General features: G+C 52.3%; 12 protein-coding genes. 1 reads left to right on the forward strand and 11 read right to left on the reverse strand.

The annotated features are described in order from the left end of the window. Window positions 1-149 precede the first annotated feature (149 nt). Window positions 150-422: a sporulation transcriptional regulator SpoIIID gene (gene spoIIID / locus ADU22_RS04040; protein ID WP_046522783.1), complete on the reverse strand. Its 273-nt coding sequence runs from the start codon at window positions 420-422 to the stop codon at window positions 150-152. Between the two features lie 390 nt (window positions 423-812). After that, complete coding sequence (locus tag ADU22_RS04045) at window positions 813-1457, reverse strand: 3'-5' exonuclease (protein WP_053361030.1); 645 nt, start codon at window positions 1455-1457, stop codon at window positions 813-815. Between the two features lie 266 nt (window positions 1458-1723). Between ADU22_RS04045 and ADU22_RS04050 the strand changes: the two genes are divergently transcribed. Beyond that, window positions 1724-1909, forward strand: coding sequence for a hypothetical protein (locus ADU22_RS04050; RefSeq protein WP_053361031.1), 186 nt, complete (start codon window positions 1724-1726; stop codon window positions 1907-1909). A 48-nt stretch (window positions 1910-1957) separates the two neighbouring features. On the opposite strand, the gene ADU22_RS04055 is transcribed toward ADU22_RS04050, so the two are convergent. The 9 genes from ADU22_RS04055 to ADU22_RS04095 all read right to left on the reverse strand — a co-directional run bounded on the left by ADU22_RS04055 (window position 1958) and on the right by ADU22_RS04095 (window position 11925). Further along, window positions 1958-3817: a DUF294 nucleotidyltransferase-like domain-containing protein gene (locus ADU22_RS04055; RefSeq protein WP_053361032.1), complete on the reverse strand. Its 1860-nt coding sequence runs from the start codon at window positions 3815-3817 to the stop codon at window positions 1958-1960. Further along, window positions 3798-5468 (reverse strand): sodium:solute symporter family protein, encoded by a 1671-nt coding sequence (locus ADU22_RS04060; protein WP_053361033.1) that lies wholly within the window; start codon window positions 5466-5468, stop codon window positions 3798-3800. The genes ADU22_RS04055 and ADU22_RS04060 overlap by 20 nt, the downstream gene beginning before the upstream one ends. A 57-nt stretch (window positions 5469-5525) precedes the next feature. Next, the gene (locus ADU22_RS04065) at window positions 5526-5828 is read right to left on the reverse strand and encodes a DUF4212 domain-containing protein (RefSeq protein WP_053364460.1); all 303 of its coding nucleotides are present in this window, start codon (window positions 5826-5828) and stop codon (window positions 5526-5528) included. 103 nt (window positions 5829-5931) lie between these two features. Then, window positions 5932-6111: a hypothetical protein gene (locus ADU22_RS04070; RefSeq protein WP_053361034.1), complete on the reverse strand. Its 180-nt coding sequence runs from the start codon at window positions 6109-6111 to the stop codon at window positions 5932-5934. A 344-nt stretch (window positions 6112-6455) separates the two neighbouring features. Next, window positions 6456-8126, reverse strand: a complete 1671-nt coding sequence (locus ADU22_RS04075; RefSeq protein WP_053361035.1) for an alpha-glucosidase — start codon at window positions 8124-8126, stop codon at window positions 6456-6458. A 30-nt stretch (window positions 8127-8156) separates the two neighbouring features. Beyond that, window positions 8157-9125 (reverse strand): sugar phosphate isomerase/epimerase family protein, encoded by a 969-nt coding sequence (locus ADU22_RS04080; RefSeq protein WP_053361036.1) that lies wholly within the window; start codon window positions 9123-9125, stop codon window positions 8157-8159. Then, a complete protein-coding gene (locus ADU22_RS04085) occupies window positions 9122-10159 on the reverse strand; it encodes a Gfo/Idh/MocA family protein (RefSeq protein WP_053361037.1) in 1038 nt (345 codons plus the stop codon). The genes ADU22_RS04080 and ADU22_RS04085 overlap by 4 nt, the downstream gene beginning before the upstream one ends. A 13-nt stretch (window positions 10160-10172) precedes the next feature. Further along, window positions 10173-11198 (reverse strand): Gfo/Idh/MocA family protein, encoded by a 1026-nt coding sequence (locus ADU22_RS04090; RefSeq protein ID WP_053361038.1) that lies wholly within the window; start codon window positions 11196-11198, stop codon window positions 10173-10175. 1 nt (window position 11199) lies between these two features. Then, window positions 11200-11925, reverse strand: a complete 726-nt coding sequence (locus tag ADU22_RS04095; RefSeq protein WP_053361039.1) for a ThuA domain-containing protein — start codon at window positions 11923-11925, stop codon at window positions 11200-11202. Window positions 11926-12388: the final 463 nt, after the last annotated feature.

The following is a 12388-nucleotide window of genomic DNA, read 5'->3' on the forward strand; positions in this document are numbered from 1 at the left end:
CACCAACAAAACCCGGCCCCCTACTCCCCAATATCCCCAAAAATAAACAAAGCGCGCACCATCTGCTTTTACCCGGCAGATACTACCCGCTTTGTTTCTAATCATAATCGTTTCCAATGGTCTTGGCCTTGCCTGTTCCCTGTCCTTTTCTACTTCACAGGCTCTCCTTCCCTTTCTTCTTTCCGGTACTTTAGCTTTGTGGCTTCTCCCCCCCTAAGGTGGCGGATCGATTTATGGTAATCGAGTATTTCCTTTACTTCATTCGCAAGCTCCGGGTTGATTTCAGGCAGTCTTTCCGTCAGGTCTTTATGGACTGTACTTTTGGACACGCCAAACTCCTTCGCGATGACGCGAACCGTTTTTTTCGTCTCCACGATATACTTTCCAATCTTGATGGTTCTCTCTTTGATGTAATCGTGCACACCACTCGCCCTCCCTAAATTGGATGTGAGAAGTGTGAAATGAGACCCGCTTACCCTCGTAAACTACTGATTCCGCACAAAGGAACTGCTGGTGCGGCAGAAGGCACGGCCTTCTTCACCTACTGCAAATAATCATGTCTCCGGCTGAATTCACATACTCTGCAAACGACTCCTCACCTCAAACACTCTCTTTGACAGGTTTGTAACCATTCTATTAGCTTGGATAAGGATATATGCACAAAAAACACAAGAAGGACAAAGAATCCCCAAATTTATTCAGAAAATTTACTCTTTTTAGGCGAATTCCAATCACTTCATCCCCCTAAAGAGTGCCTGACCCCGGGTGCGGTGCAGTGTTAAAGGGTGCCTGACCCGCGGTGCGGTAATGAGTTAAAGGGTGCTGCCTTTGAGGAGGTCGGCCCAGGTGGTGTGGCCGCGGTCTTTGAAGTGGCGCAGGAGTTCCACGAACAGGTAGGCGGTGGTGAGGGCGTCGCCGATGGCGCTGTGGCGGTCGTAGATCCTCGTTCCGAAGGCCATGGCGTATCGCTCGAGGTCGCGCATATCGTACGAGGGGGCAATAAAGCCGATCATGTTGAGGGTATCGATGGTTTGCAGACCCTTCAGGTTCCGGTTTCCCCGCTTCAGCTCATGCTTCAGCACGAGGCTGTCGAAGCTGACATAGTGGCCGACCAGGCAGGCGGCCTGCCGGGATTCCACATAATTAAAGAAGGAAAGGATCGCCTCGGTCGCTTCCGGCGCCTGTTCGACTTTTTCCATCGAAATCGACGTCAGCTGCGTTATTTCCTGAGAAATTTGTCGTTTCGGGTTCACATAAGTCTGGAATACACCCTCTTCGACGACCTCCATCCCTTGTACATGGACCGCGCCAATTTCAATCAGCCGGTCCTCCCCTGCCACCTGGAACCCGGTCGTTTCTGTATCAAACACCACAAATGACAGCTCCTCGATGGAAGTAGACAATGGAAGTTCCCGGTACGACAAAGGACAGTGGATGGTTTTACGCTGAAAGAACATTTCTGCCTCCTTGGCCACTAAAAATCAACACTGTTTTCACAATTTCATTCTTCTTTTACAAATCTTTACACGAGCTTTATTAACATTACTACCTTGAAGAAATAGAATAATAGTTGTAAATGCCTCAAACCACCATTTAGGAACGGGGGACTTTGGATTGTCTGGTATCCTTAACATACCTGAAAGTACCTTTGTTCCCCTCCAGAGGTGTAAGCACCCCCTCTCGCCTGCACCTCTGATTTTTTATGTTGGAAGGAGATTTGACCATGATTCTGGTTTGCCCCAAGCATGTAAAAGAGGCCCTGAAAATGATGGACCTCCCGCACGTTCAATCAATCAGCGAACAAGATCTTACCGGCCGGGAAAAGAGCTGCCTGATCTGCTGCAGCCAGGCAAAATACAAGCTGTTCAATTACACACAGCAGCGAATCATGACAAAGCAAGCAATTTAAGGGAGGCCACAGTCATGTTCCTAAATCGGCCCTCTCCCCGGCATCTTTTCACAACGGGAACCTCGCAAACACCATCCCCTGCAGTTCGCCCAGGGTCCTCAGGCTGAGAATCAGCTCATCTTTCTCCCTGGTGGACAGGCCGGCAAACTGGAGGACCGTTCCCTTCCCTTCCCAGCGCATGCGTATATATAAGGAGAGAACCTGGCTTGAGGCGGCTTTCAGGTCGGCAGCGAACGCCGAGGTCAGCACGCCTTTTTTCACAAGCAGCCCGATTTTCTCCACCGGCGTTCCGCCCACCACACTATAAAGCAGCGCGAGAATCTGCAGGCTGTGATGATACGGAAACAGCACTTCTTTTTTCATGTCGATGCTTTTCCGGCCGATTTTAAACAGAGAGCGAATCGGCTGGTCCAGCACGGGAATCACCTGGGTGCGCTCCTCCTGTGCAAGACGGAACAAAAAGATTTTCGAGCGGCCCAAAAGCTCCCTGACACTTTCCTCCAGCTTCCGGGCGACGTCCTGGTCCCCGGCGACAAAGCGGTATGAGAAGAAGTTCTGCGCCGCCATCAGGTTTTCATTGGTCGACTGCAGCATCCACTGCCGCACCCGGTCCTGCCACTGCCCAAGCGACCCGCGCCACGCTTCCTCGCTTGCCATCATCCTCCCCTCGCAGCGGGCATAGCCCGCCTTTTCAAACAATCTCGTTATCTCGCTTCCCAGCTTTTTAAAATAGGCAGGATCACCGTCCTCTCCATAGACTAGGAAATGATCCTGGTCGGTGAGCATGAACTGCTCGCCGCGCCCGCTTGAGCCCATCTGGAAAAAGGCGAACCCGGCATCCCTTCTGCCCAGATTTTCGGCAGCAAGGTCCACAATCCGCGCCACTACACGGTCGTAAAGGCTTGTCACCACATCAAGCAGGGTGAAAACCGGCACCTGTTCCTTGATGAGGGTATCGGTGATTTCATAAATCGCTGGTTTGATTTCCTGGAGTGTCGCTTCATCGCAGGCTTCAATTCTTTTAATCGTACTGAGTACACCGGCATTTTTTTTACGGAACAAGTCGGACAACGTGACAATCCCTATCGTCCGGGAGCCATCCACCACCGGAAGATGCTTGATTCCTTTCAGGAGCATGTCGGAAATCGCCTCATAAAAATAGGCGAAGCGGGAAACCGTGACCGGGGCCGGCGTCATGACCGCTTTCGCCGGGGATGTCAGGTGCTCTCCCCTGGCGACGACCCGCTGGACGATATCGCGCTCGGTGATGATGCCCCTGAGCTTGTCCTCCTCCATCACCAGCACCGAACTGGTGCGCTGCTCCGACATGAGCCTTGCCGCTTCCTGGACAGCCGTCTCCGGGGCGACACGCGCCAGGCTGGTGGTCATGATATCCTGCACCCTTAAAATCAGCGAATCTTTTTCACCAAAACTTCGCGCCAGTTTCACCTGCTCGGCGAGGGAGCCGTACACATCCTTGAGCCGGACCGAAACCTGTCCGAGCAGGTAGTCATGGACATTCTGGTCCTCCCACCTTTTTTCCAGAACCGAAAACGGAATCAGCAKGGCCTCCACTTCCTCGACTGTGCGCACTTCCACAGTATGKGGAGGCTTTTCATCGGGCGGGGCGGCGCCAAGGAACCTTGCCAGCGAAGAAAAACCGATCATCTCGCCTTTCTGGACCACTTCGAGCACTTCGCCACCTTCGACCGTCACCTCGGCGACTCCTTTTAAAAGAAGCATCAAGCCCTGCCTCGGCGCTTCCGCTTCCAGCATGATTTCGTTCCTGCCGTATGTTTTCTGTTCGCACTCCGAGACAAGGGAAAGGGCCGTGCTTTGTTCCAGCCCCTGAAACAGGGGATGGAACTGCACAGCCTCCAGCAGCTGATTATAGTTTGGAGGATTCATCGGTGTTCATCCACACATCGCCATTTTTATAGGTCATCTGCTCAGGATAGCGCAGGTCAAGCACCTCTTCCTGCAGCTTCTGTGATGGCGCCGGTGTCGCCAAAGAGACGGCAATATTGGTCAGGAAGGCCGCTGCGGCACCGAATACGCCCGCTCCCGTGTCGATGATGCCAAGGATTGTGAATCCGCCGTATTTGGCGGCGAAAATATAGCCGAGCGTGACACCCAAACCGACGAGCAGGCCGGCGATGACGCCTTGCGAATTGGATCGCTTCCACCATACGCCGAGCACGAGCGCCGGGAAGAAGGTTCCGGTCGCGATCGCGAATGCCCAGGCAACAATCTGCGTAATCGCTCCCGGCGGATTGAGTGCAATCAAGCCGGCAAGCAAGGTCGCGATGACAATCGACCAGCGCGCCACCGAAAGGCGCGTTTTCTCGGTTGCATCAGGCTTCCACACACGGTAAAAAATATCATGTGCGAATGAAGAGGAGATCGAGATCATCAAGCCGCCCGCCGTCGAAAGGGCTGCCGCCATCGCGCCGGCTGCGACAAGGCCGATGACGAATACGCCAAGGTTGGCGATTTCCGGCGTCGCCATGACGACGATGTCATTCGAGATAATCAGTTCATTCCACTGCAGGACGCCGTCGCCATTGCCGTCGGCCAGCTGCAGCTTCCCGGTGTCAATCCATGATTTTGTCCAGGCAGGAAGGTTCGTGATTTCGCTGCCAGCGATTTTCGTCATCAGGATAAAGCGGGAGAATGCCGCATAAGCAGGCGCTGACAGGTACAGAAGCCCGATGAACAGCAAAGCCCAGGCTCCCGACCAGCGCGCCGCTTTCATCGTTGACACGGTGTAAAAACGGACAATGACGTGAGGCAGGCCGGCCGTTCCGCACATGAGCGTGAACATCAGCGCAAGGAACTGCCACTTCGTTCCGTTTGTAAATGGCGCAAAGTATTCGGAAATTCCCAGTTCACGGTCAAGCTCGCCCATCTTCCCGACGAGTTCCCCGTAGGAAAGCCATGGCAGCGGGCTGTTCGTCAACTGCAAGCTCATGAAAATAACAGGAATCAGGTAGGCAATGATCAGGACGATATACTGGGCCACCTGGGTCCAGGTGATTCCCTTCATTCCGCCGAACGCCGCGTAAAAGGCGATCAGCACAACGCCGATCATCGTGCCCAGCTTGGCGTCGATTTCGAAGAGGCGCCCGATGACCACACCGGAGCCTGACAGCTGGCCGATGGAATAGGTGAACGAGATGATAATTGTACAAACCGCCGCGATGACGCGGGCTGTATGGCTGTCAAAACGGTCGCCGATGAACTCAGGCACGGTGTAGCGCCCGTATTTCCTGAGCTGTGGGGCAAGCAGGAACGTCAGCAGCAAATAACCGCCCGTCCAGCCCATGATATAGGCCAGGCCGTCATAGCCGAGAAGCATGATGGTTCCGGCCATCCCGATAAACGAGGCGGCGCTCATCCAGTCGGCGCCAATCGCCATTCCGTTGAACACTGGCGGAACCCCGCGGCTCGCCACGTAAAAGTCGGATGTCGCCCTCGCCTTGTTGTAGACCGCAATGCCGATATAAAGTGCAAACGTTGCTAAAATAATGGAAAATGAGACCAAAAACTGTGTATCCAAACGCGCTCCCCCTTACTGGTACACTCTTTTTTTTATTGTGGAATGTCCAGCCGCCTTTTAATGGTCGACTGTTTTTCCTTCACTGAGCTTTACGTTCCTGGCTTCGTCAATGCCGTACTTTTTGTCGATCATGTCGCCGACCTTGGCGTTGATGAACAAGAGGATGATAAAGGTCACGACGGAGCCCTGAGCGCCCATGAAGTAATGGAACGGAAATCCTCCCAGGGATATATGGCTCAGCGGTTCGGCGAGCAAAACAGCGCCAAATGAAACACAGAACCAAATGATAAGATAAAGGACCATATAGCGGTTCTTCTCGCGAAAATACTGGTCAGCCACGGTTTTGTCGATTTTTTTCACACTTCCACCCCTTTTGTCGGTAATCTTGCCTTCAACCTTTAAGAATCTTAGCGGTCTGGTTTCCGGTAGCATCCCTCCCTTTTTTTCTTATCCTGATGTTGGGCTAGCTCAGGCTGAAGATGAATTTGACTGTATCAAAGAATGGTGCGGGCACCATCAGGATTTCCACCAGGAAGTACAGGAAAATGCTCAGGAACGGCACGAACAGGAAAAACGTTTTGTTCTTCCTCAGCGCCATCACCACGGAAAAAATCGTTATTAAAATCAGCAGCCAAAAAACCATTTATTATCCCCTCCTTTTGTAAGCGCTGTCAAATTTGCTCGAAGATCGGACCTAAACTGAGCGTTGCACGCATCAGAACGAAATAATTTATATAATATTTTGATAATTTATAATTATCCATACTATTGGGTTGCCGGTCAAGCAATATACAAAAAAAATTTCCCCAAACAAAAAAACAGACGGAATCTCCGTCTGTCGGGGTCAGGCACTCTTTAGTACTGCACCGCACTGGGGGTCAGGCACCCTTTAGTGTAGTGAAGCTCTCTTTAGTTTTGTTGAACACCGTAGCACCCTTTACCACTTCACCGCACCGCGGGTCAGGCACGCTTCAACCCTTTAGTGCTTTACTTCAAAAAATATACTCTTGTTTCCCATGGTTTTAATGTAAAGTTCTTTGGCAGTTTGCTGCTGGCGTGGCTGTAGTTGCTGAGGATCAGCCTGGAGTCTTTGTATTTCACTCCTGTTGGCACTTTGAACCGGGTTGGGGTGCCGTGGAAGTTGCAGATGACAATTGCCCTTTTGCTTCCCATCGTCCTTGTGTACACATACAGCTTCGGATGGTTATGATGATGCAGCTGGTATTTCCCGTAAACGAACAGCGGGTTTTCCTTCCGCAGCCTAATCAGCTTTTTATAGAAATGAAGAATCGAATCTTCATCCTTCAGCTGGCTCTCCACATTGATGCTTTCATAGTTTGGATTCATGCCCAGCCATGTCGAATCCCCAGTTGTAAATCCGGCCATATGGGAAGCATCCCACTGCATCGGCGTCCGTGAATTGTCGCGGCTGCGTCTCCAGACCACATCCATGACTTCGTCGTGCGGACGTCCCTTGGCCGTCTCGACCGCGTGGTAGTTGACCATGCCAACATCATCATAATCCTCGATCGACGAAAACTTGACATTGGTCATGCCGATTTCCTGCCCCTGATAGATGAACGGCGTGCCCTTCATCAGGAAATACAGGGCGCCCAGCATTTTCGCGCTTTCCTTCCAGTACTTCCCGTCATGGCCCCAGCTTGAGACCCGGCGCGGCTGGTCATGGTTCTCGATGAACAAGGCGTTCCAGCCGCGTCCCTCAAGGCCGTTCTGCCATTTGGACAGCGCTTTTTTCAGTGCAACCACATCGACTCTTTCCTTTGTGTTCTTGTCCCAAAGGTCCAGGAACTCAAACTGGAAAATCATATTGAAATAGCCATTGTCCTCGCCGACCCAGCGATCCGCATCTTCCAATGTGACGCCATTCGCTTCGCCGACGGTCATCACATCATACTTTTTAATCGTCTTCGCCGTGAACTCCGACAAAAACTCGTCAATGCCGTCCACATTCATCATATAGTCGAACGCCGGGACATAGTCGAGCTCATGCGGATTCGGCAGGTCCGGGAACCCCGGCTTCTTTTTAATATGCGAAATCGCGTCGACGCGGAAGCCGTCAATTCCCTTATCCAGCCACCAGTTGACCATATCCTCCAGGGCGGTCCGCACTTCAGGGTTCTCCCAGTTCAAATCCGGCTGGCGCGTCGAGAAGATGTGCATAAAATACTGCTCTGTTTCTTCGTCATACTTCCAGGCCGGTCCGCTGAAAATCGATTCCCAGTTGTTGGGCTCTTTTCCATCCTTGCCGTCGCTCCAGATGTACCAGTCGCGCTTCGGGCTGTTTTTTGAAGAGCGCGACTCGATGAACCATGGATGCTCATCGCTTGTATGGTTGATGACAAGGTCAAGGATCAGCTTCATGCCGCGCTCGTGTACGCCTTCCAGAAGCTCATTGAAGTCCTCCATCGTGCCGAACTCATCCATGATGTCATGATAATCGGAAATATCATAGCCATTGTCATCATTCGGCGACTTGTACATGGGGGAAAGCCAGATGACATCAATCCCCAGTTCCTTCAGATAGTCGAGTTTGGAAGTAACTCCTTTCAGGTCGCCAATTCCGTCCCCGTTGCTATCCATGAAGCTCCTGGGGTAAACCTGATATGCCACACTTTCTTTCCACCACTTTTTACTCATCGCTGCACCTCTATAACATGTAGTCTATTTTTACACCCACCACATTTGGGAAGGTGATTCTTCTATTAATACTGTCTTCAAGTTGGAAACCGCCCGGCCAAAGCCTTCCTGGATCGACATGATCGGATCCTCATGCTCAATGCTGACCACATAATCATAGCCATACGTCCGGAGAGCGCTCATCATATCGGACCATTCCTTCAAATCATGGCCGCAGCCGACCGACCGGAATGTCCATGCACGCGTTTGCACTACCCCATATGGCTGCATATCCGTCAGTCCATACATATTGACATTTTCCTGGTCGATATAGGTGTCTTTCGCATGGAAATGATGGATCGCATTTTCTTTGGCTAAAATTTTGATTGCGGCAACCGGGTCGATGCCCTGCCACCACAGATGGCTTGGGTCAAGGTTGGCGCCAATGGCATCGCATGTTTCCTCACGCAATTTTAACAGAGTGTACGGCGTATGCACAAGGAATCCGCCGTGCAATTCCAGTCCGATTTTCACATCATGTTCCTTCGCCAGCTGCCCGACTTCCTTCCAGTAGGGGATCAGCTTTTCTTCCCACTGCCACTTCAGCACATCGCCATACTCGTTCGGCCAAGGCGTCACAGGCCAGTTCGGAAACTTGGCGCCTTCATGGTCGCCTGCCGTTCCGGAGAAGCAGTTGACGACCGGCACGCCAAGGAGCGAAGCCAGCTTGATCGTTTTGCGCAGCGTTTCATCGGACTCCTTCGCAAACGCCGCTTCCGGAGAAATCGGGTTTCCGTGGCAGCTGAACGCCGAGATCATCAAGCCGCGCTCGTGGACTTTCCCGATATACTCTTTGCGTGCTTCTTCGCTTTCAAGCAGTGCGTCCAGGTCGCAATGGCTGTTTCCCGGATAGCAGCCGGTCCCGATTTCAACCGCATGCAGTCCAGCTGCCTTCACGGTATCGAGCATATCCTCAAACGATTTGTCGGCAAACAACACGGTAAATACTCCTAGTTTCATTGTGGAGTCTCCTTTCGGCTTAGGCTTTCATTGCTTTCATAGATTCCGTCGATGATTTCGGAAACCTGCAGCGCTTCCTCCGGCTTGACGACCAGCTCCTCGACGCCAAGGCAGGCGCCGATAAAATTCCGTGCCTGTGGCAGCCCGTCATTTTTCTCCACCGGTACGAGCAGCGGCTGGCTGTTCATCAGCATCCCGTTTTTAGTGTTATAAAGCTCAAGCGGGAAGACGTTCACGCCGCCTTCGACACCGGAGATGCTGAGATGCTCCTCGTCGTCCTTGACGTTCGCCGCCCACGATGTTTCAAACAGCATCGAAGCGCCATTTTCAAACGTGATATAGGCGGTCACATGGTCATCGACATCAAAGGTGCTGTAGTCGAATGCGCCCCACTGGTTCACCTGTCCCGGGATTTTGCTGAGCACATTGTAGGCGCGGCCATGGACCGAGATGTGCTTCGGATTTCCCATCAGCCATAGTGCCAGGTCAAGAAGATGGCAGCCATAATCGATCAAACTTCCGCCGCCCTGCAGCTCTTTATTGGTAAAAACGCCCCAGCCGGGAACTTTGCGTCGCCTTAAAGCTTTCACGCGGGCCACAAGCGGTGTGCCGACTTCCTGCATCATGTTCTTGGCCACTTGCGCTTCCTGCCTGAACCGGTAGTGATAGGCGATCGCCAGCACTTTACCGGCCCGCCTCGAGGCGGCCAGCATGGCCTCGCACTCTGCCGCGGAAAGCGCCATCGGCTTTTCGCACAGCACGTGGACGCCTGCATCGAATGCCGCGACGGTGATTTCCGCGTGGAATTTATTCGGAGTGCAGATGACGACGGCATCCACTTCTTTAAAAACATCCTGGTAGTTTTCAAACACATGGGGAATCTGGTATTCCGCCGCGACTGCCTGCGCCCGGGCCAGGTTGATGTCGCTGAGCGCCGTGATCTCACATACTTCGCCAAGCTGGGAGAAAGCCGGGAGATGGCGCCCTGTCGCAATGCCGCCGACCCCGATGATTCCGATTCGAAGTTTATTCATGGTCCAAACACCTCTATACCTCTGTTATTCTCTTACTCTCGTTCGATTCCAGCGCCGCAAGGATGACAGACAGTGACTTCATGCCTTCTTCCCCGGAAACCGGCGGTGCTTCATTGTTGATAACGCAATCCACGAACTTTTCGATCACATGCGAGTTCTTCTGGCCGCCTTCGTCATTGGACTGGATTTTTCCAAGCTGGTAGTTCACCACTTCACCTGTGCTGTATAGCGCGACGAGCGAGTAATCCGGGTCGTCCTCAAGCCGCAGCGTCCCTTTTTCACCATAGATGATCGTCGAATTGTCTTCCTTACCGTTATACGCCCAGCTGGCCGCAAGCGTGCCAATAATGCCGCTTTCCGTCTTCAGCACGCAGACCGCGTTGTCGTCGACAGTGGCAAAGTCCTTCGCGCTCGTCTCGACAAACGCGCCAACTTCAGTAATCTCTTCGCCAAGCAGATAGCGGATCAGGTCGGTTTTATGGACGCCAAGGTCGCCCATCGCCCCGACAAACGCTTTTTCCTTCTGGAAGAACCAGCCTTCCTTGCCTTCGACGCTCCAGCCTTCAGGGCCGCCATGGCCGAATGCCGTGCGGAAGCTGTAGATCTTGCCGAGGTCGCCGCTTGCGATCAGCTGGCGCGCTTTCTGGTGGGACGGAACAAAGCGCTGGTTGTGGGCAATCATCAGTTTCTTGCCGCTTTTATCAGCTGCCACAATCATGTTTTCTGCTTCTTCCTTTGAAGTGGCCATCGGCTTTTCACAAAGCACATGCAGGCCGGCTTCAAGGGCTGCTATGGAAATCGGGGCATGAAGATAGTTTGGCGTACACACGCTCACCGCATCGACTTCACCGCTTTTTAAAAGCTCCTGATAGTCGGTATAGGCTTTGGCTCCGTATTTTCCGGCAACCTCGGCCGCCCGTTCCTCGTTGATGTCGCAAACAGCCACAATCTCCGCCTGCTGGTTGGCGGCGTATTCCGGCAAATGGCGGTGCTGCGCGATGCTTCCAGCACCAATGACTCCAATTTTAAGCTTTGCCATTCTATTTCTCCCCCTTGATCTCTTCCAGTGGTTTCGCGTTTCCGTACACAGGGCGCTCGCGCTTCACCGGCTTTGCCCAGTTGACCGCATTGATGATGACGCGCTGAATTTGCTCATTATGGTAAGTTGGGTACGTTTCATGGCCGGGACGGAAGTAGAATACCTTTCCGTTGCCGCGAGTGTACGTGCAGCCGCTGCGGAACACTTCGCCGCCTTCAAACCAGCTAGTAAAAATCAGCTCGTCCGGCTGCGGGATGTCAAAATGCTCGCCATACATTTCTTCCCTTTCCAGTTCGATGTACTCCCCGATTCCTTCGGTGATCGGATGGCTCGGGCTTACAACCCAGAGGCGTTCCTTTTCATCGGCTTCGCGCCATTTCAGGTCACAGCTCGTTCCCATTAGTGTTTTAAAAATCTTCGAGAAATGGCCGGAGTGAAGGACGATGAGTCCCATGCCATCCAACACGCGCTGCTGCACCTTCTCAACGATTTCATCCTTCACTTCGCCATGCGCCAGGTGGCCCCACCACACTAGAACATCGGTGTTCGCCAGGACCTCATCTGTCAGGCCATGCTCCGGCTCATCAAGCGTGGCCGTCCCTGCCTCAAATCCCGCTCCCTGTAAAAACTCCGCAATGGCACCGTGGATGCCCTTCGGATAAAGATCCCGCACAACCGGATTCTTCTGCTCATGCCGATTTTCATTCCAGACGGTTACTTTTACCATTTCAAACCACTCCTTTTTAGGTTTCATTTACCCTTATTTTAGAGGTTCCAACACAGAATGAAACGGCTTACATTGACACTTAGGGTGGAAAATATTGAACTGTGGGGTGGAAAGATTGAAATGGGCATCAACTCTTACGGCAAAAACTCACGGCTTTACGACAAATCCAGTTCACTTACGACAAAGCTCCACCTTCTTACGACAAAATCAGTTCACTCACGACAAAGTTCCACCTTCTTACGACAAAATTCAGTGCACTCACGACGGAACTCCACCTTCTTACGACAAACTCAGTTCACTCACGACAAAACTCCACCTTCTTACGACAAATCCAGTTCACTCACGACAAAACTCCACCTTCTTACGATAAAACCAGTTCACTCACGACAAAGATCCACCTTCTTACGACAAAATCAGTTCACTTACGACAAAACTATCGACACTTACGACAAACTTAATCCCT

It is taken from the genome of Bacillus sp. FJAT-27251, assembly GCF_001273925.1.
Lineage (GTDB): Bacteria > Bacillota > Bacilli > Bacillales > Cytobacillaceae > Mesobacillus_B.